Here is a 25,087-nt window from a genome sequence, read left to right as displayed (position 1 = left end):
TCGACACCAAGCAGGTCCACTCCGGAGCGTCACCGGACCCGCTCTCAGGACGCAACACAAATTTCCCAAGCCGGCGCCCCCGTGCCAAATGTGGTTGCCTCTGGCGGGCCATACGGGAGGGAAACACAGCCACCCAACCCGACCAACACCCCAACGCGCGACGAAGACGTCAATCCAGCACCGCCCAAGTCCCCTCCCCGGAGGCTCCGCCCGTCCGGCGAGGACGCTTTTACGCTTTTAGCTTTTGTCTTTTAGCTTTTGTCTCTAGCTTTTTCTTTAGCTTCACGCTCCACTGCGCAAAGCCCCAATCATCCCCCGCAGAATCCGCCGGGCCTCCGCACTTTCCTCCACCGACAACCCCCCAGTCATCCGAACCTCAACCCCCCGAACAGCCGCACTGGCCTTCCCCAGCACCCGCCGCCCCCGAGCCGTGAGCCGAACGGGAAGCACCTTCCCCACGGTCGCCTCCCCCCGGGTCACGTGCCCCTCCCGCTCCAACCCCTGAAGCAGCACGTTCATCGTCTGCCGGGTGACGAACGCCCCCCGCGCGAGCTCGGAGTTCGACAGCCCGGGTCTCTGGGCCAGCAGCTCGAGGCAGGAGTAGTGCGTCACGCTCATCCCGAGCGGCCGGAGCACCTCCTCCATGGCCGTGCGCAGGGCGCTCGAGGCCTCCTTCAGCAGGTAGCCGAGCGACGTCTCCAGGTCGACCCCGTCTTGACTCATGTCAGCATTCTGACATACCTTGGTGCGTGTCAGAAGACTGACATGATCAGGAGGAGTGCCATGCCCGTCACCGGACCCGACTTCATCTCGCTCCAGGCTCGCGACCTCGACGCCTCGCGGGCGTTCTACGAGCAGTACCTCGGACTGGTCCGCTCGCCCGCCGGGCCACCGCACGCCGTCGTCTTCGACACCAGGCCGATCGCGTTCGCGCTGCGCGAGGTGGTTCCGGGCACCGACCTGTCGGGGGTTGCCCAGCCCGGGGTCGGGGTGGCTCTCTGGTTTCACGCCACGGGGGTTCAGGCGATTCACGACGCGTTGGTTGCGGACGGGCGGGTTATTGTGTCCGGGCCCGTTGACGGGCCGTTCGGGCGGACGTTCACGTTTGTCGATCCCGATGGGTACTGGGTCACGTTGCACGACAAGAGTTAAGCGACAAAGACAAAAGACAAAAGACAAAAGAAAAGACAAAAGATAAAAGCGTCCTCGCCGGACGGGCAGCGCCTCCGGGGAGGAAGGGCGTCGTGTTCTCCCCGTATGGCCTGCCAGAGGCAACCACATTTGGCACGGGGGCGCCGGCTTTGGAGTGTGGGCGGCGGTCCTGAGTTCTCGGCGCCCCCGTGCCAAATGAGGTTGGGCTTCGCCCAGGCCATACGGGGAGAACACGAGGCCGCTGCATTGGGCTTGCGCGCCCTGGGCGCTTGGGGGTGGGTGTGAACAGTCAGGGGGGTGGTGGGTGGTCTGTGGGGAGCGGGGGTGGTGGGGTGGGCTCTAGGCTTTCCGTATGCCGCACGCCACTCGACGCGCCGCGCTGCGTGCCACGCTCCGGGAGACGGGGTTGGACGCGCTGTTGGTGACGAATCTGCTCAACGTCCGCTACCTGACCGGGTTCACCGGGTCCAACGGGGCCGTGCTCGTGGCCGCCGAGTCCGATGATCGGTCCGTCTTCTGCACCGACGGGCGGTACACGGAGCAGTCCGCGCAGCAGGTGCCCGACCTCGAGCGGGTCATTGATCGGCCGTGTGACGTCGTGTTGGCGCGGTGGGCGGTCAAGGACGGGGCCGGGCGGGTCGGGTTCGAGAGTGGGCACGTGACCGTGGACGGGCTGGACCTGCTCGTGGAGGCCGTCGGGGGTGGGGAGTTGGTGCGGGCTCCCGGGGTGGTCGAGGGGTTGCGGGTGGTCAAGGACGACGCCGAGGTCGAGGCGTTGCGGATGGCGTGCGCGGCGGCTGATCGGGCGTTGGCCGGGTTGATCGAGCACGGCGGGCTCCGGGTCGGGCGGACCGAGAAGGAGATCGCGCGCGAGTTGGAGAACCGGATGCTCGACCACGGTGCGGCCGGGCCCTCGTTCGACTCCATCGTGGCGGCGGGGGCGCACTCCGCGGTGCCGCACCACCGGCCGACGGACGCCGTCGTGCGGGCGGGCGACTTCGTGAAGTTGGACTTCGGCGCGCTGGTCGACGGGTACCACTCGGACATGACGCGCACGCTCGTCGTCGGGCAGGCCGCGGACTGGCAGCGGGACCTGTACGAACTGGTCGCGGCGGCGCAGGCGGCCGGGCGGGCGGTGTTGGCGCCGGGCACGCCGATCGCGGAGGTCGACCGGGCCTCGCGCGAGGTGATCGAGGAGGCCGGGTACGGGGCGCAGTTCCCGCACGGGCTCGGGCACGGCGTCGGGTTGGAGATCCACGAGGCTCCGGCGCTGTCCAAGGCGGGTGCCGGTACACTCTTGCCCGGTATGGCGGTCACCGTCGAACCCGGTGTGTACCTGGCCGGTAAGGGTGGTGTTCGCATCGAGGACACGCTTGTGGTGCGTCAAGGCGCCCCGGAGCTCCTCACCCTGACCACGAAAGAGCTCGTGGTCGTCTGACGTCGGCCGACCGGCGCACGCGTCCCTTCCACACGTAACAGGAGAGCCCACCCCGTGGCCACCACCAACGACCTCAAGAACGGCCTGGTGCTGAACATCGACGGCCAGCTGTGGACCGTCACCGCGTTCCAGCACGTCAAGCCGGGCAAGGGTGGCGCTTTCGTGCGCACCACGTTGAAGCACGTCCTGTCCGGCAAGGTCGTCGACCGGACCTTCAACGCGGGCACCAAGGTGGAGACCGCCACCGTGGACAAGCGCAACATGACTTTCCTGTACCGGGACGGCGCCGACTTCATCTTCATGGACGGCGACACCTACGACCAGATCCCGGTGCCGGCCGAGACCGTGGGCGACGCCGCGAACTACATGCTGGAGAACCAGGAGGCCCTGGTCGCCACGCACGAGAACGTGCCGCTCTACGTGGAGCTGCCGACGTCGGTCGAGCTGGTCATCAAGCACACCGACCCGGGCCTCCAGGGCGACCGGTCCACCGGCGGCACCAAGCCCGCCACGCTCGAGACCGACGCCGAGATCCAGGTGCCGCTGTTCGTCACGACCGGCGAGAAGATCAAGGTCGACACCCGTGACGGGCGTTACCTCGGCCGCGTGAACGGCTGAGATGGGCGCGCGCAGCAAGGCCCGGAAACGCGCCGTCGACGTCCTGTACGAAGCGGACCTGCGGGGCATGGACGCGGTGACCCTGCTCGCCGAGCGGGTCGGCTCGACGGACGTGCCGCCGGTCAACGACTACACCGTCAGCCTGGTCGAGGGCGTGACGGCGCACCGCGCGCGGATCGACGACCTGATCTCCGAGCACGCCGAGGGCTGGACCCTCCAGCGGATGCCGGCGGTCGACCGGGCCGTGCTGCGGGTCGGCCTGTACGAGCTGCTGTGGGCCACCGACGTGCCGGACGCGGTCGCCATCGATGAAGCCGTCGAGCTGGCCAAGGGCCTCTCCACGGACGACTCGCCGCGCTTCGTCAACGGCGTGCTCGGCCGCATCGCGGTGATCGCCGACCAGCTCCGGGCCGTCCTCTAGCCCGAGGAGAAGCCGTACCCGAGGCCGCCCACCCCACCGGGGTCGGGCGGCCTCACCCGTGCCCGCGGGTCGACCCGGGTCGCCGACACCGCGGACCGGCCGTCCGGCGTGCGCCGCGACGGTCGGTCCGCGGTGTCGGACCGGAGGACTCGTGGTGTCCGGGTGGGGGACTCGCGGGTCAGTCCTCCTTGGCCGGGCGCGCCTCCGGCGGGAGGACGCCCCAGTCGATCAGCTGCTCGGTCAGCTCGCCCGGCGTCATGTCGTAGATGATCGCCAGGGAGCGCAGGTCCTCGGTGCGGATGGAGAGGACCTTGCCGTTGTAGTCACCGCGCTGGCTCTGGATGGTGGCGGCGTAGCGGGCCAGCGGGCCGACCTTCTCGGCGGGCAGCTGTTGCAGCCGTTCGAGGTTGATGACGATCTTCGTCGCGGGTTCGGCGCCGGACGGGACGCGGCCCTCGGGCAGCAGCTCGGCCACCGGCACGCCGTAGAAGTCGGCGAGCTCGGCGAGCTTCTGCACGGTCACGGCACGGTCGCCGCGCTCGTACGAGCCGACGACCACGGCCTTCCAGCGGCCGCCGGACTTCTGCTCGACACCGTGCAAAGAGAGGCCCTGCTGCTGGCGGATCGCGCGGAGCTTTGCCCCCAGCGCCTTGGCGTAGTCGCCCATGTGGCGGTTCTCCGTTCATTCGCCCCGTCAGCCGGTAGGGGACTGGCGCGGGGAGGCTTAGATCAATACGCAGAGTAATGATTGCTCTCCGTGGTCACCAGGTCAAGCTGATCTCGCCGGCCCAGGTGGGCGAGACCACGCCTACCACCCGGAAGATTGACGTCGAAAGCCTGATACCGTGCTGGTCAGCCCGGTCGCAACCGGGTGTCCGACGTCCTTTAAGGACCCGTCCAGCGAGGCGGGGAAGGAGGTCCAACCGTGGCGCCACGTCAACGTGGCGCGACGGACCCGGCGGGAGAGCGCGAGCTCCTCTCGGCCGGCGACGTCGCGCGCACCGTCGCCCGAATGGCCCATCAGATCATCGAGAAGACCGCTCTTGATGCACCGAGCGCACCCGAAGTAGTCCTGATGGGGATTCCCAGCCGCGGAGCGCCGCTCGCGCGCAGGCTCGCGGCGAAGATCTCCGAATTCAGCGGTGTGGCGGTACCCATAGGGGCCCTGGACGTGACCCTCTACCGGGACGACCTCCGGCGCGGCCCGACTCGTCCGTTGGAGGCGACCAAGCTGCCGGACGGCGGGATCGACGACCGGCTGGTGGTCCTCGTGGACGACGTCCTGTTCTCCGGCCGCACCATCCGCGCCGCCCTCGACGCCCTGCGCGACCACGGCCGCCCCCGCGCGGTGCAGTTGGCCGTGCTGGTGGACCGGGGCCACCGCGAACTGCCGATCCGCGCGGACTACGTGGGCAAGAACGTCCCGACCGCCCGCTCCGAAGGGGTCCACGTGCTGCTGGACGAGTTCGACGGCCGCGACGGGGTGGTCCTGCGGTGAAGCACCTGCTCACCACCGAGGGCATCGACCCGGCCGAGGCCACCGCGATCCTGGACACCGCGGCCAACCTCAAGCGCTCGCTCGAGGGCCGCGAGGTGCGCAAGCTGCCGACGTTGCGCGGTCGCACGGTCATCACGATGTTCTACGAGAACTCCACCCGGACCCGGGTCAGCTTCGAGATCGCGGGCAAGTGGATGAGCGCGGACGTGGTGAACGTCTCGTCGTCCGGCTCCAGCGTGAGCAAGGGCGAGTCGCTCCGGGACACCGCGCTGACCCTGGCCGCCGCCGGCGCGGACTGCGTGATCGTCCGGCACCCGGCCAGCGGCGCCGCCCACCGGCTCGCGGGCTGGCTCAAGGAGGCCGGCACGTCCGTGGTCAACGCGGGCGACGGCATGCACGAGCACCCCACCCAGGCGCTGCTCGACGCGGCGACCCTGCGGGAGCGGCTCGGCAGCCTGAAGGACCGCCGGATCGCGATCGTCGGCGACGTGCTGCACAGCCGCGTGGCCCGGTCCAACGTGCACCTGCTGACCGCCCTGGGCGCGCAGGTCACCCTGGTCGCGCCGCCCACGCTGCTGCCCACCGGCGTGGCGAACTGGCCGGTCGAGGTGTCGCACGAACTCGACGCCGAGTTGCCCAGCACCGACGCCGTGATGCTGCTGAGGGTGCAGGCGGAGCGGATGCACGGCGGGTTCTTCCCGTCGGCCCGGGAGTACTCGATCGCCTACGGCCTGAACGAGCGCCGGCTCGCCCTGCTGCCCGAGCACGCCGTGGTGCTGCACCCCGGTCCGATGCTGCGCGGCATGGAGATCGCGAGCGCGGTGGCCGACTCGCCGCGCGCCGCCATCACCGACCAGGTGCGCAACGGCGTCCACGTGCGGATGGCCGTGCTCTACCACTTGCTCGCCCACGAGGAGGAAACCGCGTGAAGCCCTTGATCCTCAAGGGAGTCCGACCGTACGGCGAAGGCGACCCGGTCGACGTGCTGATCCGCGACGGCGTGATCGCGGCGATCGGCGAGGTCACCGACACCGACGCGGACGAGGTCGACGGCGCGGGCGCGGTCCTGCTGCCCGGCTTCGTGGACCTGCACACCCACCTGCGCGAACCCGGCCGCGAGGACACCGAGACCATCGCCTCCGGCTCGGCCGCCGCCGCGCTGGGCGGCTACACGGCGGTCTTCGCGATGGCCAACACCGACCCGGTCGCGGACAACGCGGTCGTGGTCGAGCACGTCGCCCGCCGCGGCCGCGAGGTCGGCCTGGTGGACGTGCACCCGGTCGGCGCGGTCACCGTCGGGCTGGCCGGCGTGAAGCTCGCCGAGCTGGGCACGATGGCCAAGGCCGGCGTCCGGGTGTTCTCCGACGACGGCCACTGCGTGCACGACCCGCTGATCATGCGGCGCGCCCTGGAGTACTCCAAGGCGCTGGACGTGGTGATCGCGCAGCACGCCGAGGAGCCGCGGCTGACCGTCGGCGCGCAGGCCCACGAGGGCGAGCAGGCGTCCCGGCTCGGCCTCCAGGGCTGGCCCGCCGCCGCCGAGGAGTCCATCGTGGCCCGCGACTGCCTGCTCGCGCGGCACGCGGGCGCGCGCCTGCACGTGTGCCACGTGTCGACCGCCGGCACCGCCGACGTGCTGGCGTGGGCCAAGGCCCGCGGCACCGAGGTCTCGGCCGAGGTCACCCCGCACCACCTGCTGCTGACCGACGACCGGCTGGAGACCTACGACCCGGTCAACAAGGTCAACCCGCCGCTGCGCACCGCCGCGGACGTGGAGCGGCTGCGCCGGGCGCTGGCCGACGGCACGATCGACTGCGTCGCCACCGACCACGCGCCGCACGCCGTGCAGGACAAGGACTGCGAGTGGTCCGCGGCCCGGCCGGGCATGCTCGGGTTGCAGACCGCGCTGTCGGTCGTGGTGGCCACCATGGTGCGCACCGGCCTGCTGGACTGGCGCGGCGTCGCCCGGGTGATGAGCGAGCGGCCGGCGGCGATCGCGGGCTTGACCGACCAGGGCCGGCCGATCGAGGTCGGCGAGCCCGCCACCCTCGTGCTGGTCGACCCGGACGCGGAGTGGACGGTGCGCGGCGCGGACTTCGCGAGCGTCGCGGCCAACACGCCGTTCGAGGGCATGGAGTTGCCGGCCAGGGTCGTCGCCACGCTGCTGCGCGGGCGCGTCACGGCCGCGAGCGGAAGGATCCCGGGATGAGCCGCGTGCTGTTGAGCCTCGCCGTGCTGGCGTTCTTCCTGCTCTGCGTCTACGGGATGTGGCACGGCTGGCGGCGGAAGGCCCGAAGGCAGGCCGAAGTCCTGCCGGCGTTCCCGCAGGCGCCCGCCGACACCGGCGCGACGGCCCTGGAGACGACGGGTGTCTACATCGGCACGACGATCGGCGACAACTGGCAGGACAGGGTCGCGGTCGGCGACGTCGGCCACCGCGCGGAGGCCGTCCTGCGGCTGACCGACCGCGGTGTGCTGGTCGAGCGCACCGGTGCGAGCGCGCTGTGGATTCCCGTAGAGGGCGTGGAAAGCGCGCGCACGGCGCGGGGTCTCGCGGGCAAGGTGATGACCGCGGACGGCCTCTTGGTCGTGCGCTGGAGGCTCGGGGATCAGGTGTTCGACACCGGGTTCCGGGGTGACGACAAGGACGTGTACGAGCAGTGGGTGGACGCGCTGAACGCGGGAGGCAGGGCATGACGAACGCGGCACTGGTGCTGGAGGACGGTCGCGTGTTCCGGGGCGAGGCCTACGGCGCGGTCGGCGCGAGCCTGGGCGAGGTCGTGTTCTCCACCGGCATGACCGGCTACCAGGAAACCCTCACCGACCCCTCCTACCACCGCCAGATCGTGGTGCAGACGGCACCGCAGATCGGCAACACGGGCTGGAACGACGAGGACGACGAGTCGAGCCGGATCTGGGTGGCGGGCTACGTGGTCCGCGACCCCGCGCGGACCCCGTCCAACTGGCGCGCCACGCGCGGGCTGGACGACGAGTTGGTGCGCCAGGGGATCGTCGGCATCGCGGGCATCGACACCCGGATGCTGACGAGGCACCTGCGCGAGCGCGGCGCGATGCGCGCGGGCGTGTTCTCCGGCGACGACCTCGGCGAGCACGCGGAGATGCTGGCGCGGGTGCGCACGAGCCCGGAGATGGCGGGCTCGGACCTCGCGGGCGACGTCACCACGGCGGAGCCCTACGTGGTCGAGGCCGTCGGCGAGCGCCGGTTCCGGGTCGCCGCGCTGGACCTGGGCATCAAGTCCAACACGCCGCGGATGATGGCCGCGCGCGGCATCGAGGTGCACGTGCTGCCCCTGTCGTCCACGGTGGACGACCTCGCGTCGATCAAGCCCGACGGCGTGTTCCTGTCCAACGGGCCGGGCGACCCGGCGACCCAGGCGCACGCGGTCGAGTTGACCCGCGGCGTGCTGGACCGCCGCGTGCCGCTGTTCGGCATCTGCTTCGGCAACCAGATCCTGGGCCGGGCGCTGGGCCGCGACACGTACAAGATGCGCTACGGCCACCGCGGCATCAACATCCCGGTGATCGACGTGTCGACCGGCAAGGTCGCGATCACGTCGCAGAACCACGGGTTCGCGCTCGAGGGCGAGCCGGGTGAGCAGTTCACCTCGGACTTCGGCCGCGTGCTGCTGAGCCACTACTGCCCGAACGACGGCACCGTGGAGGGCGTGCGCGCCCTGGACGTGCCCGCGTTCAGCGTGCAGTACCACCCCGAGGCGGCGGCCGGTCCGCACGACGCCGCCCCGCTGTTCGACGAGTTCGTCAACCTGATGAGCGAGGGTCGCTGACATGCCGAAGAGGACCGACCTCAACCACGTCCTGGTGATCGGGTCCGGCCCGATCGTCATCGGTCAGGCCTGCGAGTTCGACTACTCCGGCACCCAGGCGTGCCGGGTGCTGCGCGAGGAGGGCCTGCGGGTCAGCCTCGTCAACTCCAACCCCGCGACGATCATGACCGACCCGGAGTTCGCCGACGCCACCTACGTCGAGCCGATCACGGTCGAGTTCGTGGAGAAGGTCATCGCGGCCGAGCGGCCCGACGCGATCCTGGCGACGCTGGGCGGCCAGACCGCGCTGAACACCGCCATCGCGCTGCACGAGCACGGCGTGCTGGAGAAGTACGGCGTGGAGCTGATCGGCGCGGACATCGACGCCATCCAGCGCGGCGAGGACCGGCAGATCTTCAAGGACCTGGTGCGCAAGATCGGCGCGGACGTGCCGCGCAGCGCGGTGTGCAAGACGATGGCCGAGGTCCGGGCGACCGTCGAGGACCTGGGCCTGCCGGTCGTCATCCGGCCGTCGTTCACCATGGGCGGCCTCGGCTCGGGCATGGCCTACACCGCCGAGGAGCTGGAGCGGCTCGCCGCCACCGGGCTCGCGGAGTCCCCGGTCACCGAGGTGCTGATCGAGGAGAGCGTGCTCGGCTGGAAGGAGTACGAGCTCGAGCTGATGCGCGACCGCAACGACAACGTCGTGGTCGTCTGCTCCATCGAGAACATCGACCCGATGGGCGTGCACACCGGCGACTCGGTGACCGTCGCGCCCGCGATGACGCTGACCGACCGCGAGTACCAGCACATGCGCGACGTCGGCATCGCGGTCATCCGCGAGGTCGGCGTGGACACCGGCGGCTGCAACATCCAGTTCGCGATCCACCCGGACAACGGCCGGATGGTCGTGGTCGAAATGAACCCGCGGGTGTCGCGCTCCTCCGCCCTCGCGTCGAAAGCGACCGGATTCCCGATCGCCAAGATCGCCGCGAAACTCGCCATCGGCTACACGCTGGACGAGATCCGCAACGACATCACCGGCGAAACGCCGGCGAGTTTCGAACCGACCCTCGACTACGTCGTGGTGAAGGTGCCGCGGTTCGCGTTCGAGAAGTTCCCCGGCGCGGACCGCACGCTCACCACGACGATGAAGTCGGTCGGCGAGGCGATGTCCATCGGCCGCAACTTCATCGAGGCGCTCGGCAAGGCGTTGCGCTCCATGGAGACCAAGGCCGCCGGCTTCTGGACGACGCCCGACCCGGAGGAGTCGCTGGAGTCCACTCTGGAGGCGTTGACCCGCGGTCACGACGGCCGGCTGTACACGGTGGACCGCGCGCTGCGGCTGGGCGCGACCATCGAGCAGGTCTACGAGGCGTCGAAGATCGACCGCTGGTTCCTGGAGCAGCTGGCCTGGCTCGTCGCCCTGCGCGGCGAGCTGGAGGACGCGCCGGTGCTCGCCTCCGACCTGCTGCGCAAGGCCAAGCGCGCGGGCCTGTCCGACCGGCAGATCGCCGCGCTGCGGCCCGAGCTGGCCGGCGAGGACGGCGTGCGGACGTTGCGCCACCGCCTCGGCGTGCGGCCGGTCTACAAGACCGTCGACACCTGCGCGGCCGAGTTCGACGCGAAGACGCCGTACCACTACTCGGCCTACGAGCTCGACCCCGACGCGGAGTCCGAGGTCACCGAGCAGCGCGAGAAGCCCAAGGTGCTGATCCTGGGCTCCGGCCCGAACCGGATCGGCCAGGGCATCGAGTTCGACTACTCGTGCGTGCACGCGGCCATGGCGCTGCGCGAGGCCGGCTACGAGACCGTCATGGTCAACTGCAACCCGGAGACCGTGTCGACGGACTACGACACGTCCGACCGCCTCTACTTCGAGCCGCTGACGTTCGAGGACGTGCTGGAGGTCTTCCACTCCGAGCAGCGCTCGGGCACGGTCGCGGGTGTCATCGTGCAGCTGGGCGGCCAGACCCCGCTCGGGCTCGCGAAGCGGCTGGAGGAGGCCGGCGTGCCGATCGTGGGCACCCCGCCGCACGCGATCCACCTCGCCGAGGACCGCGGCGCGTTCGGCCAGGTGCTCACCGACGCCGGCCTGCCCGCGCCGAAGTACGGCACCGCCACCTCGTTCAAGCAGGCCAAGGCCATCGCCGACGAGATCGGCTACCCGGTGCTGGTGCGGCCCTCGTACGTGCTCGGCGGTCGCGGCATGGAGATCGTCTACGACGAGGAGTCGCTGAAGAGCTACATCGCCCGCGCCACCGAGGTCAGCCCGGAGCACCCGGTGCTGGTCGACCGGTTCCTCGACGACGCCATCGAGATCGACGTCGACGCGCTGTTCGACGGCGAGGAGGTGTTCATCGGCGGTGTGATGGAACACATCGAGGAGGCCGGCGTGCACTCCGGCGACTCGGCGTGCGCACTGCCGCCCATCACGCTCGGCGAAACCGACATCGAGGCGGTGCGGCGGTCCACGCTGGCCATCGCGCGCGGCATCGGCGTGCGCGGCCTGCTGAACGTGCAGTACGCGCTCAAGGACGACGTGCTGTACGTGCTGGAGGCCAACCCGCGCGCGTCGCGCACCGTGCCGTTCGTGTCCAAGGCGACGGCCGTGCCGCTGGCCAAGGCGTGCGCCCGGGTCATGCTGGGCGCCACGGTGGCCGAGCTGCGCGCCGAGGGGCTGCTGCCCGCCGTGGGCGACGGCGCCAAGCTGCCCGCGCACGCGCCGGTCGCGGTCAAGGAGGCCGTGCTGCCCTTCCACCGGTTCCGCACGCCGGAGGGCAAGGGCGTGGACTCGCTGCTCGGCCCGGAGATGAAGTCGACCGGCGAGGTCATGGGCATCGACGTGTCGTTCGGCAAGGCCTTCGCCAAGTCCCAGACCGCCTCCTACGGCTCGCTGCCCACCTCGGGCCGGGTGTTCGTGTCGGTGGCGAACCGGGACAAGCGGGCCATGATCTTCCCGGTCAAGCGGCTCGCCGACCTGGGCTTCGAGGTGCTCGCGACCACCGGCACGGCCGAGGTGCTGCGCCGCAACGGCATCCCGTGCACCGTCGTGCGCAAGCACTTCGAGGGCGAGAAGAACATCGTCGACGCGATCCTGGACGGCGATGTGGCGATGATCATCAACACCCCGTACGGCAACAACGGCCCGCGCGTGGACGGCTACGAGATCCGCACCGCGGCCGTGGCCAAGGACATCCCGTGCGTGACCACGATCCAGGGCGCGGCGGCGGCCGTGCACGGGATCGAGGCGGTCATCCGGGGTGACATCGGGGTTCGGCCCCTCCAGGCGCTCCAGGCGGCGCTGAGGGCCGGCGAGTCGACGGACGGGAGTCCTGCGTGAGGTTCGGGGAACGGCTCACGAAGGTGGTCGCCGAGCGCGGTCCGCTGTGCGTGGGCATCGACCCGCATCCAGGTCTGTTGGCGTCCTGGGGCCTGCCCCGGGACGCCTCCGGGCTGGAGCGGTTCACGCTGACCGCCGTCGAGGCGCTGGGCGACTCGGTGGCGGTGGTGAAACCCCAGTCCGCGTTCTTCGAGTCCTACGGCTCGAAGGGCGTCGCGGTGCTGGAAAGGGCGATCGCGGAATTGCGCGCGGCCGGCGCGCTGGTGCTGCTGGACGTCAAGCGCGGCGACATCGGCTCGACCATGGCCGCCTACGCGGCGGCGTACCTGGACGACGCCTCGCCGCTGGCCGCGGACGCCGTGACGGTGTCCCCCTACCTCGGCTTCGGGTCGCTCTCGCCCGCGATCGACGCGGCGACGGCGTCCGGGCGCGGCGTGTTCGTGCTCGCGCTCACCTCGAACCCGGAGGGCGCGTCGGTGCAGCGCGCGAGCACCGCCGACGGGGTGAGCGTGGCCCAGTCCGTGGTCGACGCGGCGGCGGCCCGCAACGCCGGTGTGACGCCGCTCGGCGACGTCGGCCTGGTGGTGGGCGCGACGCTCGGCGATCTCGGTGTCGACCTGTCTGACCTGCACGGACCCGTCCTCGCGCCGGGTTTCGGGGCGCAGGGCGCAACGGTGGCGGACCTGCGGCGGCTGTTCGGTGAGGAGCTGCGCGGCGTGCTGCCGACCACCTCCCGGGACGTGCTCCGGCACGGTCCGGAGACCGCAACATTGCGGTCGGCGGTGGCACGCGTGAAGGACTCGCTGGCGAGCTGATCGCGGTCAAATCGCGACACGCTTTGCCAGGTCTTCTCACCTGCGTAAACGCGGGCTGGTACGGTCCTGCCACCGGCGGGATCGTCACCCATCGAGCGCATACCACATACGTGGTGCGCGAAGCGTTGGCGGTGGCGGTGACGGGACCGTCGGAGGGTGTTGGTACTACTACCACCCGCCGCAACCGACAGGCGCTGAAAAGTTTCACCTGACTGGGACCCAGTTGTACCCAGGCAATTGCGCTCGGTACGGTCGCGGCACCGATCCAGAATTGAAATTCCCACACCACGGAGGAAATCGTGGCCCTTCCCCAGCTTACCGAGGAGCAGCGGGCCGCAGCGCTGGAGAAGGCTGCTGCCGCTCGTCGCGCTCGGGCTGAGCTCAAGGAGCGCCTTAAGCGTGGCGGCACGACCTTGAAGGACGTGCTGAAGGCCGCTGAGGATGACGAGGTCCTGGGCAAGATGAAGGTGTCCGCGCTGCTCGAAGCCCTTCCGGGCGTCGGCAAGGTGCGTGCGCAGCAGATCATGGAGCGGCTTGAGATCGCTCCGAGCCGTCGGCTGCGCGGTCTGGGTGAGCGGCAGCGCAAGGCGCTGCTCACCGAGTTCAGCGGCGAGTGAGTGATGACACCGGGGCGGGATCGGGCGCACGCGTCCGATCCCGCCTCACCGTACTTTCCGGGCCGTCGGGCGTGGGCAAGTCCAGCGTGCTGGCCGAGCTGCGCCGGATGCGGCCCGCGATCCACTTCAGCGTCTCGGTGACCACCAGGAAGCCGAGGCCGGGCGAGGTCGACGGCGAGCACTACCACTTCGTGGACCTCGCCGGGTTCGAGAAGCTGGTCGCCAACGACGAGCTGCTGGAACACGCCGAGTTCGCGGGCAACTGCTACGGCACGCCCCGCGGGCCGGTGGAGAAGGCGCTGGCCGAGGGCACGCCGTCGCTGCTGGAGATCGAACTCCAGGGCGCGCGGCAGGTCAGGGCCACGATGCCCGGCGCACAGCTGGTCATGCTGGCCCCCCCGTCGTGGGAGGACCTGGTGCACCGGCTGACCGGCCGCGGCACCGAGGACCCCGCCGTGGTGGCCCGCCGGCTGGAGATCGCCCGCGAGGAGCTGGCGGCCGAACCCGAGTTCGACGAGGTCGTGGTGAACGCCGACGTGCGCTCCGCGGCCGAGAGCTTGCTAAACTTGGTGGTCGGCCCGCAGCCCGGCGCGTGACGACCAGATCGGGCACAGTGCGCCGAGAGGCGCGGGACGACCAGACGACACCGAACCGCAGGAGCGTTGACGAGTGACCACGCACACCGAGCTGGGCCCCCTCGCGGGCACTCCGGAGGGCATCACCAACCCGCCCATCGACGACCTGCTGGAGCAGGTCAGCTCGAAGTACGCGCTGGTGATCTACGCGGCCAAGCGCGCCCGCCAGATCAACGACTACTACGCCCAGCTCGGCGAGGGCCTGCTCGAGTACGTCGGCCCGCTGGTCGAGCCCGGCCCCCGCGAGAAGCCGCTGTCGATCGCGCTCCGGGAGATCCACGCGGGTCTGCTCGAGCACACCGAAGGCGAGTGACCGAGGCACCAGGTGCCCCCGCGCGTCCCAGGGTCGTCCTGGGCGTGGGCGGGGGCATCGCCGCGTACAAGGCGTGCGAGGTGCTCCGCCGGCTGACCGAGTCCGGTCACGCGGTGCGCGTCGTGCCGACCAAGGACGCGTTGAACTTCGTCGGCGCGGCCACGTTCGAGGCGCTGTCCGGGCAACCGGTGGCGACGGGCGTGTTCGAGGACGTGCCCGACGTGCCGCACGTGCGGCTGGGTCAGACCGCGGACCTCGTGGTCGTCGCCCCCGCCACGGCGAACCTGCTCGCGAAGGCCGCCTCCGGCCTGGCCGACGACCTGCTCACCAACACGCTGCTGACCGCGCGCTGCCCGGTCCTGCTGGTGCCGGCGATGCACACCGAGATGTGGGAGCACCCGGCGACGCGGGCGAACGTGGCGCTGCTGCGGTCGCGCGGCGTCGTCGTGGCCGAGCCCGCGAGCGGCCGGCTGACCGGCAAGGACACCGGCAAGGGCCGGCTGCCCGAGCCCGCCGAGATCGTGGAGCTGGCCCGGTTGCTGCTGGCGCGCCGCGACGCGCTGCCGCGCGACCTCGAGGGCGTGCACGTGGCGATCTCCGCCGGCGGCACCCGCGAGCCGCTGGACCCGGTGCGCTACCTGGGCAACCGGTCGTCGGGCCGGCAGGGCTTCGCGCTGGCCAGGGTCGCCGCGCAGCGGGGCGCCCGGGTCACCCTGGTGGCCGCGCAGACCGCCGACCTCGTGCCGCCCGCCGGGGTGGACGTGGTGCGGGTCGGCTCGGCGGTGGAGTTGCGCGCGGCGATGCTCGACGTGGCCGCGCGGGCGCAGGTGCTCGTGATGGCCGCCGCGGTGGCCGACTTCCGGCCCGTGGCGCTCGCCGAGCACAAGATCAAGAAGACCGACCGCGACCCGGAGCCCGTTCGGCTCACCCGGAACCCGGACATCCTCGCCGAGTTGGTCCAACACCGGGCGTCCGGTCAGGTGATCGTGGGATTCGCGGCCGAAACCGGAGACTCCACGACGAGCGTTCTCGACTTCGGCCGTGCCAAGCTGAAGCGCAAGGGCTGCGACTGGCTCGTGGTCAACGCGGTGGGGGACGGCAAGGCGTTCGAGGTCGAGGACAACGCGGGCTGGCTGCTGTCGTCCGACGGCTCGGAAACACCCATACCGCACGGTTCCAAGGCGATGCTGGCGTCCGCAGTGTGGGACGCCATTGCGTTGTCGGGCGAACTGCGGGCCTTCGCGGTACGAACGCTTGAGTAAGCTGGAACCTATTCGCAGATCGATCAGTTAGGGAGTGCCGTGAGCCACAGCAGCAGGCTGTTCACCAGTGAGTCGGTGACGGAGGGGCATCCGGACAAGATCTGCGACGCGATCAGCGACTCCATCCTGGACGCGTTGCTGGCGAAGGACCCGCGCTCGCGCGTGGCGGTGGAAACGCTCATCACCACCGGCCAGGTGCACGTCGCGGGCGAGGTGACCACGGAGGCTTACGCCGACATCCCGACCATCGTCCGGGAGAAGATCCTGGACATCGGCTACGACTCGTCCGCCAAGGGCTTCGACGGCACCTCGTGCGGTGTGAACGTGGCCATCGGCTCGCAGTCCGCGGACATCGCGCAGGGCGTCGACACCGCGTACGAGCAGCGGGTCGACGGCGCGCTCGACGACATCGACAAGCAGGGCGCGGGCGACCAGGGCCTCATGTTCGGCTACGCGTCCACCGACACGCCCGAGCTGATGCCGCTGCCGATCGCGCTCGCGCACCGGCTGTCCCGGCGGCTGTCCGCGGTGCGCAAGGACGGCACCGTGCCGTACCTGCGCCCGGACGGCAAGACCCAGGTGACCATCGAGTACGCGGGCGACCAGCCGGTGCGGCTGGACACCGTGGTGGTGTCCTCGCAGCACGCCGACGGCATCGACCTGGAGAAGCTGCTGGGCGTCGACGTGCGCAAGCACGTGGTGGAGCCCGAGCTGGCGACGCTGGGCATCGACACCTCGAACGTGCGGCTGCTCGTGAACCCGACGGGCCGGTTCGTCATCGGCGGCCCGATGGGCGACGCGGGCCTCACCGGCCGCAAGATCATCGTGGACACCTACGGCGGCATGGCCCGGCACGGCGGCGGCGCGTTCTCCGGCAAGGACCCGTCGAAGGTCGACCGCTCGGCCGCGTACGCGATGCGCTGGGTGGCGAAGAACGCGGTGGCGGCGGGCCTGGCCACGCGCATCGAGGTCCAGGTGGCGTACGCGATCGGCAAGGCCGCGCCGGTGGGTCTGTTCGTGGAGACCTTCGGCACCGAGACCGTGGACCCGTCGAAGATCCAGCAGGCCATCACCGAGGTCTTCGACCTCCGCCCGGCCGCGATCATCCGCGACCTGGACCTGCTCCGCCCGATCTACGCCCAGACCGCCGCGTACGGCCACTTCGGCCGCACCGACGTCGACCTGCCGTGGGAGAACACGGACCGCGCGGACGCCCTCCGCTCGGCCGCCGGCGCCTGACCGACGCACCTCGCCGCGCCCGGACACCCCTTGCCGAGGGTGCCCGGGCGCGCGGCGTTTCCGGGGTTCGGCGCAGGCGCGCCGCACGGCTCGACCTGGGGACGGATCCGTGCTCCGGTACCCGGGCGGAGGGGCTCGGTGTGTTGCGGGGTTCGGCGCAGGCGCGCTGTATGGCTCGACCGGCGAGAAGTCCGCGCTCCGGTACTCAGGCGGAGGTGCCCGGCGCTTTCCGGGTTCGGCGCAGGCGCGTCGAGCGGCTCGACCCGACGCGCCTGCGAGCTCGGCCGAGGCGCGTCGACGGGGTCCCCACCGAGGGCGTCGACGGTCGCGGACGGCCGCCCGGGGTGTCCGTGGCGGTGTGCGGCGCAGTGGTGCCCGGCCGGTGCGATCCGCCCGGTTCGGGTGTCGCGCGGGCCGGTGTCGGTCCGGCTCGTGGTCGGACGGCGCCGCCGTCGACGTGGTGTCCCCCGGGTTCGGGCGGCTCCACCAGGGACGACGGGTACCGCGCTGTTCGTCGTCGGTTGGGGCGCGACCACCCCTCGGGTTCACCTGGGGCCGCTACACCTTGCACATGTCGCCCTTGTCCCGGAACCCCGCGGTGGTCGCGGGGCCGCCGCTGCCCGCCTCGGTGTGCCGGGCGGCCGAGCGGGAACCCGGGCGGGGCGGGTTGGCCGAACTCCGGCACGTCGTGCTGCTGGACCGGGCCGACCCCGCGCTGCACCGCTCGCTGGCCGGCTGCTTCACGCGCTGCGACACCTACCGCGGCACGCTGGACGTGAAGGCGCACCGGTACGCCGACGTCGCGACGTTCGCCGGGCACGCCGCCGCCGGGTCGCTGCCCGCGGTGGCCAGGGTGGCGGGCGACGCGGGCGAGGTGCTGGACGCCGTCGCGCGTGCCGCGTGGGACCGCACGGCGTGCCTGGTGACCGGTGAGGGGCGCGCGCCGCTGGTCGTGGTGTCGCCGTGGTCGCGGCGGCAGCAGCCGGCGAAGCAGGTGTTCGACGACTCCTCGCTGCACCGTTTCCTGCACCGCTGGCTGGGCGTGCCGCACGAGGGACCCACCACCTCGGACCTGACCTGGGCGTTCGGCTTCGGCCAGCCCTACCAGCCGGACGCGGGCGCGCGGGCGTCCGAGCACGTCAGGCTGCACCTGCGCAATTCGGGCGCCAGGGTGCGCCTGCACCTCGACGGCGAGCCGCACGACGTGTCCACGAGCACCGAGCTGGTGCTGCCGCTGGAGATCGCCTACCGGTTCGCGGTGACCGGGCCCAACGGGTTCCGCCGCGAGTTCGCCGGCACCCGCAACGAGCCGCAGGTGGTGGAGTCCTCGGTGAGCGGGCGCGGGAAGGTGCTGACCGTGACGCTCGGGAACTCCGGCGACACCGACGTGGTCTACGAGGTCGCGGGCGACGGGCGGCGGTTCCGGATGTCGGTGCGACCCGGCGGGCGGCGGGTGCTGCCGTGGATGACCGCCTACCGGCACGGGTGGTACGACCTCGCGATCAGCTCCGGGCCGTTCCACCGCACGCTGACCGGCCACGTGGAGAGCGGCTGAGAAGTTGTCGGTGGTGTCTGGTAGACCTCCACGCATGGCGGGGAAGGCGACTACCGGACGCGGCGAGCGGGTGCCCGCGTCGACCCTGCCCGTGGCGCGGATCTGCGTCGACGTGCCGTTGGCGCACCTCGACCGGCTGTTCGACTACCAGGTGTCGACCGAGCAGGACGCGGACGCGGTGCCGGGGTGCCGGGTGCGGGTCCGGTTCGCGGGGCAGCTGGTCGACGGGTACCTGCTGGAGCGGGCCGAGGAGTCCGGGCACAAGGGGAAGCTGACGTTCCTCGACCGGGTGATCTCGGCCGAGCCCGTGCTGTCGCCGGAGGTGGCCGAGCTGGCGCGCGCGGTGGCCGACCGGTACGCGGGCTCGCTGATCGACGTGCTGCGGATGGCCGTGCCGCCGCGGCACGCCAGGGTCGAGGCGAAGCCGTCGCCCGAGCGCCCGCCGCCGCCGGAGGCCCCGGGTGACGCCGGGTGGGGCCGCTACCCGTTCGGGCCGAACCTGCTGGAGGCGCTGCGGTCCGGCCGGCAGGCGCGCGCGGTGTGGCAGGCGCTGCCCGCCGAGGACTGGCCTGCCCGGCTGGCCGAGGCGGCCGCGACGGTGGCGAGCACCGGGCGCGGCGCGCTGGTGATCGTGCCGGACCACCGCGACCTGGCCCGGCTGCACGCGGCGTGCGTGGCGCTGGTGGGCGTGGAGGGCGTGGTGGCGCTGTCCGCCGACCTGGGCCCGTCCGCGCGCTACCAGCGGTGGCTCGCGGTGCGGCGGGGCGCGGTGCCGATCGTGCTGGGCACCCGCGGCGCGGCGTTCGCGCCGGTCGCGGACCTGGGGTTGGTCGCGGTGTGGGACGACGGCGACGACCTGCACACCGAGCCCCGGATGCCCTACCCCAACGTGCGGGACGTGCTGGTGCAGCGCTCCCACCTGTCCGGCGCGTCGTTCCTGGTCGGCGGGTTCGCCCGGACGGCCGAGGCGCAGCTGCTGGTGGAGAGCGGGTGGGCGCACGAGGTGGTCGCCGCGCGGGAGGTGCTGCGGTCGGCCGCGCCCAGGGTGGTGGCGGTCGGCGACCACGAGTGGCAGGAGGCGCGCGACGCGGCGGCCCGGTCGGCCCGGTTGCCCTCCATCGCCTTCGAGGCGGCGCGGGCGGCGTTCGCGCTGGAGGCGCCGGTGCTGGTGCAGGTGCCGCGGCGCGGGTACGTGCCGGCGCTGGCCTGTGGTCAGTGCCGGGCGCCCGCGCGGTGCCGGCGGTGCGCGGGCCCGTTGGCGCTGCCCGGCGGAGCGGACGACGGCGTGCCGCGGCCCGCGTCGTGCCGGTGGTGCGGCGCGATGGAGGCGGCGTTCCGGTGCCCGACCTGCGGGTCGCGGCGGTTGCGCGGGCAGGTGATCGGCGCGCGGCGGACGGCGGAGGAGCTGGGGCGGGCGTTCAGCGGCGTGCCGGTGCGCACGTCGGGCGGTGACGAGGTGCTGTCGACCGTGCCGGGTGGTCCGGCGGTGGTCGTGGCCACGCCGGGCGCGGAGCCGGTGGCCGAGGGCGGGTACGGCGCGGCGCTGCTGCTCGACGGGTGGGCGCTGCTGGGTCGGGCGGACCTGCGCGCCGCGGAGGAGGCGCTGCGGCGCTGGATGGCGGCGGCCGGGTTGGTGCGCACCGGCGCGGCGGGCGGTCGGGTGGTCGTGGTCGCGGACTCGTCGCTGACCCCGGTCCAGGCGCTGGTGCGCTGGGACCCGGTGTGGCACGCCCGCACGGAGCTGGCCGCGCGCACCGAGCTGGGTTTCCCGCCCGCGGTGCGGATGGCGACCGTCGACGGCGCGCCGGAGGCGTTGGGGAAGGCCCTGGACGAGCTGGAGCTGCCGCCGTCCGGCGAGATCCTCGGTCCGGTGCCGCTGGGCGAGGACGGCCGCGAGCGCGCGCTGGTCCGGGTGGCGCGCACCGAGGGCAAGGCGTTGTCGGGGGTGCTGGCGGCGATGCTGGCCGTCCGCAGCCTCCAGAAGGAGCCGGACGTGCTCCGGGTGAAGCTCGACCCGCTGGAGATCCTCTGACCCGAGGTGTCCGGATGGTGGGAGTTCGGCCGTACCCGGATGGCGGACGGTCCTGTCGGCGGGGCCGGTGGTGCGGTACAAGAAGGCATGGTGCGGACTGGGTTCTTGTTGCCTGTGCTGGTTTCCGCGTTGGTGGCCGGTGGTGCGGCCGGTGTCGCGGAGGCCGCCGAGGCGCCGCGGGTTCCGGAGGCCGTCGGGGTCGGCGGGGTGGTGTCGAGCATCGACCCGGACGCGTCGCGGATCGGGGTCGAGGTGCTGCGGCGCGGTGGCAACGCGGTCGACGCGGCGGTGGCCGTGGCGGCGGCGCTCGGGGTCACCGACCCGTTCTCCGCGGGCATCGGGGGTGGCGGGTTCCTGGTGTACTACGACGCCCGCACCCATCGGGTGTCCACAGTGGACGGTCGGGAGATCGCGCCCGCGGCGGCGGACGCGAACCTGTTCGTGGAGAACGGGACCGCGATCCCGTTCGACGAGGCGGTCACCAGCGGGTTGTCGGTGGGTGTTCCCGGCACGCCGCGGCTGTGGCAGCGCGCGCTCCAGCGGTGGGGCACGTACTCGGTCGACCAGGCGCTGAAGCCGGCCGAGGACCTGGCGCGGCGCGGGTTCACCGTCGACGCCACGTTCAACCGGCAGGTCACCGAGAACGCGGCGCGCTTCGGCGCGTTCGACTCGACCGCCGCGCTGTACCTGCCCGTGCCCGCCGTCGGCAGCACGTTCCGCAACCCCGACCTCGCCGACACCTACCGCGAACTGCGCCACGACGGCGTGGACGCGCTCTACCGCGGTCCGATCGGCCGCGACCTGGTGCGGGCGGTGCGCACGCCGCCGGTCGCCGCCGGGACCACGCGCACCGTCCGGCCGGGCAAGCTCACCCGGGCCGACCTCGCGGGCTACACCGCGCCGCAGCGCGAGCCGAGCCGCACCCGGTACCGCGACCTGGACGTGTTCGGCGTGGCGCCGCCGTCCTCCGGTGGCACGACCGTCGGCGAGGCGCTGAACATCCTGGAGAACGTCGACCTCGGCGCGCAGACCGAAACCCAGTACCTGCACCGGTACCTCGAGTCGAGCAGGCTCGCCTACGCCGACCGCAACCGGTGGGTCGGCGACCCGGCGTTCGTCGACGTGCCGACGAAAGCCCTGCTGTCCCAGGGTTTCGCGGACAGCCGGGCCTGCCTGATCGCCCCGGACAAGGTGCTGACCAGCCCGGTCGCGCCCGGCGACCCGCGCAACCCGACCGCGTGCGGCACGACCGGCGCGCCCGCCGCCACCCCGTACGAGGGCACCGACACCACGCACCTGACCGTGGCCGACCGGTGGGGCAACGTCGTCGCCTACACGTTGACCATCGAGCAGGAGGGCGGCAGCGGGATCGTCGTGCCGGGGCGGGGTTTCCTGCTCAACAACGAGCTCACGGACTTCTCGTTCACGCCCGCGACGCCCGGCGTCCCGGACCCGAACCTGCCCGCCGCCGGCAAGCGACCCCGTTCCTCGATGGCGCCCACGATCGTGCTGCGGCACGGCGAGCCGGTGCTGGCGCTGGGTTCGCCGGGTGGTTCGAGCATCATCACCACCGTGCTCCAGGTGCTGACCCAGCGGCTGGACCGAGGCGTGCCGCTGGTCCGGGCGATCGCCGAACCCCGTGCGTCGCAACGGAATTCGGTGAGCACGCAGGCCGAGGCGGCATTCCTGACCACGCCCGCCGCCGCGGCGCTCCAGGCGCTGGGGCACCGGTTCACCTCCACGGCGGAGATCGGCGCGGTGACCGCCGTCGAGCGGCTGCCCGACGGGCGGTGGCGCGCGGCGGCCGAAACCACGCGGCGCGGCGGGGGAGCGGCGGCGGTGGTGACGGCGCGCTAGCCGGACGAGCCCCGGTTGGCCTTGCGGCACTGGGCAGAAGCCGGGCTGCGGCTGGTGATGGTCGTGCGGTGGCCGGAGGTGGGCGGCGCGCTGGTCGGACGGGCCTCGGTTGGTCGTGTGGCGGCGGGGTAGTCGGGGCTGCGGCTCGAGTCGTGCGGGCGGGCAGCTGCGGCTCGTGCGGGTGGTCAGCCGCGGCACGGCCGGACCCTCATCCCGGGGGATGACCCGAACGCGCTACCCCGAGCGGACGCGCGCGTACGTCCGGCCGCGGCATCGTGGTGGCACAGACGAGAGGAACCCACCATGACCACCATCCCGGCCACCCCCGCCGCCCGCCTGACCGTGCCGGCACCCACCGCGATCCGCTTCCTCGGCCACTTCCTGGCCGCGCTGGTCGGCGTCACGATCCTCGGCACCCGCGTCGAGCACTGACCCGCCCGCGCCGGTCGATCGCGACACCTCGGGCGTCGACCACCGACCCGCCCGCGTGGACCGGTCGTGATGTGCGGCTCGCGCGTCGATCCGGCACCTACCGCGTAGCCCGTTCGCGTTCGGCTTTCCCCGCCGCGCAACGGTGTCAGCGCGCCGACCTCGGCTCGCCCCACAGGGCCCGGACCCGGCCTGCCAGGGTCGGGCCGTCCGCCGGCGCCACCGTGACCCAGTCCGCGCCGTCCGCCGCGTACCGCCCGCCCGGCGTGTCGATCCACGTCACCGCCGCCCGCCCGACCGACACGTGGCCGGTGCCCACGATCGGGCCGGCCAGCATCCCGCGCAACGCCCTCAGGTCGTCGTCGCCGGCCCGCACCCTCCGCACCACCGCGGGCGTGCCGCCCGGATCCAGCGCCGCCGCCGGCACGGTGACCCGGCGTCCCGGACCCGCGCCCCTCGGCGGCAGGACGCCGAGCGCGGCCGTCACCGGGGTGCGGTCGTGCAGCACGTCCACGGTCACGCCGTCCTCGTGCCGCACCGCCAGCACCGCGTAGGCGCCGCGGGTGCCGACGAGCGCCCGCACCAGCTCACCCGCCGTCACGTCCGCCAGCCCCATCACGGTCACCGACCGCTCCGGGCTCGCGAGCACGCTCAGCGCCACCTCCAGGTCGGGCTCCACCCGACCCCGGCGCACCAGTCCCCGCCTGGTCAGGTCGGCCCGGACCTCCGCCACCAGCGCGGCCCGGGCGGCGGGTGTCGCGCCGTGGTGCGGCACGTCCAGCGGGTAGGGGGTGACGCCGCCCCGCGCCTCGTGCCACAGGACGTCGAACTCGGGCAGCGACAACGTGATGGCGTTCATTCCTCGCCGATGGTCTGGGGCGCCACGAGTCTGTCGTCGTCGAAGTACTCGTCCGTCGGCACCAGGTACTTCGCCGCGTGCTCCCGGTCCTCCTCGCGCTCGACCGGACCGGGCGGCCCGCCGACCGGACCCGGACCACCGGGCCGCGCGACCCGACCCGCGCCCGCCGACCCGACCCCGCGCGCCGCCGCGGAGCCGCCGGGCGCGATCGCGCTCGTCCGACCCGGCACCGGGCCGAAACCCGGTTCCGGCGGACCACCGGGCGCGATCGTGCCACCGGGCACCACCGCGGCGTGGCCCGCGAACGCCGACCCGCCGCGCGTACCCGGCACGTGGTCGGCCGCGCCGCTCGCCGTCGACGTCCCGCTCCGGTCCGGTGACGACAGCGAAGGCTCGGGCTCGAAGGCGGGCACCTCAGGAGTCGGTCGGGGCGTCGGTGTCCACGAAGGACGCGGGACCACCGCGGGCGTCGGCACGGCGGCGGTCGGGTCGGGAGGGGAGGTGGGCGAGGTGGGCACGGTGGGCAGGACGGGCGAGGCGGGTGGCAGCGGGGTGCCCGGGCGCGCGGTCGGCACGGTGCCGACGGTCGGTGGCGGTGTCGCGGTGCCCGTCGTCACCGACGCGGTCGTGGTGGTGCCCCCGACCAGTTCCCGCTCGTGGCCCACCCGGGGCGGCGCGGCGAACGTCGGCAGCTCGGTCGCGGAGGCCAGCATCGCGTCGTCGCGGGCCCGCACCACCTCCTCGGCCCGGGCCTTCGCCGCGTCGGACAGGGCCTTCCGGCCGGGCATGGTGATCGGCAGCGCGAGCAGCGTCAACAGGTTCCCGCTCGCCGCCGCCTGACCCAGCATGAGCCGCGGGTCGTAGTCGACCGGCTCCGGCATCCGGGTCCGCGCCTCGACCGCCGCCGAGGTCTGCCGGTCGACGGCGGCGCCGATCGCGGTGAACTGGTCGCCGGTCGCGTCCGCGAACGCCCCGATCCGCCGCAGCGCCTCCCGCGCGCCCTCCGCCGCCCGCCCGGTCCACCCGTCGTGGGAGCCGTTCACGATGACGGAGAAGTCGACCGCGAAGTCGGTGAACGCGGCGCCGAGCCGGTGCCAGGCCTGCGCGATCTCGCCCGCCCGGTCGGGCGCGAAGTCGTCCACGACCTGGCTGCGCAGCGCGGCGTGCGGGTAGGCGGGGTAGTTGACGTCGGGCTGGGGGACCTTCGGCGGCACGTGCT

24 protein-coding genes are annotated in these 25,087 nt (G+C 72.6%); 20 read left to right on the top strand and 4 right to left on the bottom strand.

Annotated elements, in window-relative coordinates; translation table 11 throughout:
• Positions 1 to 282: 282 nt before the first annotated feature.
• Complete coding sequence (locus AB0G50_RS31070; RefSeq protein WP_360115771.1) at positions 283 to 723, bottom strand: MarR family transcriptional regulator; 441 nt, start codon at positions 721 to 723, stop codon at positions 283 to 285.
• Between the two features lie 60 nt (positions 724 to 783).
• Between AB0G50_RS31070 and AB0G50_RS31065 the strand changes: the two genes are divergently transcribed.
• The 4 genes from AB0G50_RS31065 (at position 784) to nusB (ending at position 3,629) form a co-directional block, all read left to right on the top strand.
• Positions 784 to 1,152 (top strand): VOC family protein, encoded by a 369-nt coding sequence (locus tag AB0G50_RS31065; RefSeq protein WP_360115768.1) that lies wholly within the window; start codon positions 784 to 786, stop codon positions 1,150 to 1,152.
• A 352-nt stretch (positions 1,153 to 1,504) separates the two neighbouring features.
• Positions 1,505 to 2,590, top strand: coding sequence for a Xaa-Pro peptidase family protein (locus AB0G50_RS31060; protein WP_360115765.1), 1,086 nt, complete (start codon positions 1,505 to 1,507; stop codon positions 2,588 to 2,590).
• A gap of 54 nt (positions 2,591 to 2,644) precedes the next feature.
• Positions 2,645 to 3,208 carry an elongation factor P gene (gene efp / locus AB0G50_RS31055; RefSeq protein WP_360115762.1) on the top strand — a complete coding sequence of 188 codons (564 nt, stop codon included), beginning with the start codon at positions 2,645 to 2,647 and terminating at the stop codon, positions 3,206 to 3,208.
• Position 3,209: 1 nt separating this feature from the next.
• Positions 3,210 to 3,629: a transcription antitermination factor NusB gene (nusB, locus tag AB0G50_RS31050; protein ID WP_360115759.1), complete on the top strand. Its 420-nt coding sequence runs from the start codon at positions 3,210 to 3,212 to the stop codon at positions 3,627 to 3,629.
• Between the two features lie 178 nt (positions 3,630 to 3,807).
• Here nusB and AB0G50_RS31045 read toward each other — a convergent pair whose 3' ends face one another.
• Positions 3,808 to 4,296, bottom strand: a complete 489-nt coding sequence (locus AB0G50_RS31045; protein ID WP_015103676.1) for a transcriptional regulator — start codon at positions 4,294 to 4,296, stop codon at positions 3,808 to 3,810.
• A 258-nt stretch (positions 4,297 to 4,554) separates the two neighbouring features.
• On the opposite strand from AB0G50_RS31045, the gene pyrR reads away from it, so the two are divergent.
• The 16 genes from pyrR (at position 4,555) to AB0G50_RS30965 (ending at position 23,012) form a co-directional block, all read left to right on the top strand.
• Positions 4,555 to 5,127 (top strand): bifunctional pyr operon transcriptional regulator/uracil phosphoribosyltransferase PyrR, encoded by a 573-nt coding sequence (gene pyrR, locus AB0G50_RS31040; RefSeq protein WP_360115755.1) that lies wholly within the window; start codon positions 4,555 to 4,557, stop codon positions 5,125 to 5,127.
• A complete protein-coding gene (locus tag AB0G50_RS31035) occupies positions 5,124 to 6,056 on the top strand; it encodes an aspartate carbamoyltransferase catalytic subunit (RefSeq protein ID WP_360115752.1) in 933 nt (310 codons plus the stop codon). Before pyrR ends, AB0G50_RS31035 begins: the two co-directional genes overlap by 4 nt.
• Complete coding sequence (locus AB0G50_RS31030; protein WP_360115749.1) at positions 6,053 to 7,336, top strand: dihydroorotase; 1,284 nt, start codon at positions 6,053 to 6,055, stop codon at positions 7,334 to 7,336. The genes AB0G50_RS31035 and AB0G50_RS31030 overlap by 4 nt, the downstream gene beginning before the upstream one ends.
• Positions 7,333 to 7,824, top strand: coding sequence for a transporter (locus AB0G50_RS31025; protein WP_360115746.1), 492 nt, complete (start codon positions 7,333 to 7,335; stop codon positions 7,822 to 7,824). The genes AB0G50_RS31030 and AB0G50_RS31025 overlap by 4 nt, the downstream gene beginning before the upstream one ends.
• Positions 7,821 to 8,933 carry a glutamine-hydrolyzing carbamoyl-phosphate synthase small subunit gene (carA, locus tag AB0G50_RS31020; RefSeq protein WP_360115743.1) on the top strand — a complete coding sequence of 371 codons (1,113 nt, stop codon included), beginning with the start codon at positions 7,821 to 7,823 and terminating at the stop codon, positions 8,931 to 8,933. The genes AB0G50_RS31025 and carA overlap by 4 nt, the downstream gene beginning before the upstream one ends.
• Before the next feature lies 1 nt (position 8,934).
• Positions 8,935 to 12,255: a carbamoyl-phosphate synthase large subunit gene (gene carB / locus AB0G50_RS31015; RefSeq protein WP_360115740.1), complete on the top strand. Its 3,321-nt coding sequence runs from the start codon at positions 8,935 to 8,937 to the stop codon at positions 12,253 to 12,255.
• Complete coding sequence (gene pyrF, locus AB0G50_RS31010; RefSeq protein ID WP_360115738.1) at positions 12,252 to 13,070, top strand: orotidine-5'-phosphate decarboxylase; 819 nt, start codon at positions 12,252 to 12,254, stop codon at positions 13,068 to 13,070. Before carB ends, pyrF begins: the two co-directional genes overlap by 4 nt.
• A 299-nt stretch (positions 13,071 to 13,369) precedes the next feature.
• On the top strand, positions 13,370 to 13,687 hold the full coding sequence (mihF, locus tag AB0G50_RS31005) for an integration host factor, actinobacterial type (RefSeq protein WP_184667744.1): 318 nt from the start codon (positions 13,370 to 13,372) through the stop codon (positions 13,685 to 13,687).
• The gene (gmk, locus tag AB0G50_RS31000) at positions 13,684 to 14,283 is read left to right on the top strand and encodes a guanylate kinase (protein WP_360115734.1); all 600 of its coding nucleotides are present in this window, start codon (positions 13,684 to 13,686) and stop codon (positions 14,281 to 14,283) included. The genes mihF and gmk overlap by 4 nt, the downstream gene beginning before the upstream one ends.
• Positions 14,284 to 14,356: 73 nt before the next feature.
• Entirely contained in the window at positions 14,357 to 14,635 is a 279-nt protein-coding gene (gene rpoZ / locus AB0G50_RS30995; protein WP_360115731.1) for a DNA-directed RNA polymerase subunit omega, read from the top strand.
• Positions 14,632 to 15,897 carry a bifunctional phosphopantothenoylcysteine decarboxylase/phosphopantothenate--cysteine ligase CoaBC gene (coaBC, locus tag AB0G50_RS30990; RefSeq protein ID WP_360115728.1) on the top strand — a complete coding sequence of 422 codons (1,266 nt, stop codon included), beginning with the start codon at positions 14,632 to 14,634 and terminating at the stop codon, positions 15,895 to 15,897. Before rpoZ ends, coaBC begins: the two co-directional genes overlap by 4 nt.
• A gap of 39 nt (positions 15,898 to 15,936) precedes the next feature.
• Entirely contained in the window at positions 15,937 to 17,136 is a 1,200-nt protein-coding gene (gene metK / locus AB0G50_RS30985) for a methionine adenosyltransferase (protein WP_360115725.1), read from the top strand.
• A 571-nt stretch (positions 17,137 to 17,707) separates the two neighbouring features.
• The gene (locus AB0G50_RS30980) at positions 17,708 to 18,691 is read left to right on the top strand and encodes a phospholipase domain-containing protein (protein WP_360115722.1); all 984 of its coding nucleotides are present in this window, start codon (positions 17,708 to 17,710) and stop codon (positions 18,689 to 18,691) included.
• Between the two features lie 34 nt (positions 18,692 to 18,725).
• Entirely contained in the window at positions 18,726 to 20,723 is a 1,998-nt protein-coding gene (locus AB0G50_RS30975) for a primosomal protein N' (protein WP_360115719.1), read from the top strand.
• Positions 20,724 to 20,810: 87 nt separating this feature from the next.
• Positions 20,811 to 22,580 carry a gamma-glutamyltransferase gene (gene ggt, locus AB0G50_RS30970; RefSeq protein WP_360115716.1) on the top strand — a complete coding sequence of 590 codons (1,770 nt, stop codon included), beginning with the start codon at positions 20,811 to 20,813 and terminating at the stop codon, positions 22,578 to 22,580.
• A gap of 303 nt (positions 22,581 to 22,883) precedes the next feature.
• Entirely contained in the window at positions 22,884 to 23,012 is a 129-nt protein-coding gene (locus tag AB0G50_RS30965) for a hypothetical protein (protein ID WP_360115713.1), read from the top strand.
• 145 nt (positions 23,013 to 23,157) lie between these two features.
• Here the strand turns inward: AB0G50_RS30965 and AB0G50_RS30960 are convergent, their stop codons facing one another.
• Both AB0G50_RS30960 and AB0G50_RS30955 read right to left on the bottom strand, forming a co-directional pair.
• On the bottom strand, positions 23,158 to 23,868 hold the full coding sequence (locus AB0G50_RS30960; RefSeq protein ID WP_360115710.1) for an ESX secretion-associated protein EspG: 711 nt from the start codon (positions 23,866 to 23,868) through the stop codon (positions 23,158 to 23,160).
• Complete coding sequence (locus AB0G50_RS30955) at positions 23,865 to 25,082, bottom strand: hypothetical protein (RefSeq protein WP_360115707.1); 1,218 nt, start codon at positions 25,080 to 25,082, stop codon at positions 23,865 to 23,867. Before AB0G50_RS30955 ends, AB0G50_RS30960 begins: the two co-directional genes overlap by 4 nt.
• Positions 25,083 to 25,087: the final 5 nt, after the last annotated feature.

It is taken from the genome of Actinosynnema sp. NPDC020468 (assembly GCF_040642015.1).
In the GTDB taxonomy this organism is placed as follows: domain Bacteria; phylum Actinomycetota; class Actinomycetes; order Mycobacteriales; family Pseudonocardiaceae; genus Actinosynnema.
The sequence above is the reverse complement of the archived record's forward strand: the minus strand, read 5'-3'. Positions and strand labels throughout refer to the sequence as shown.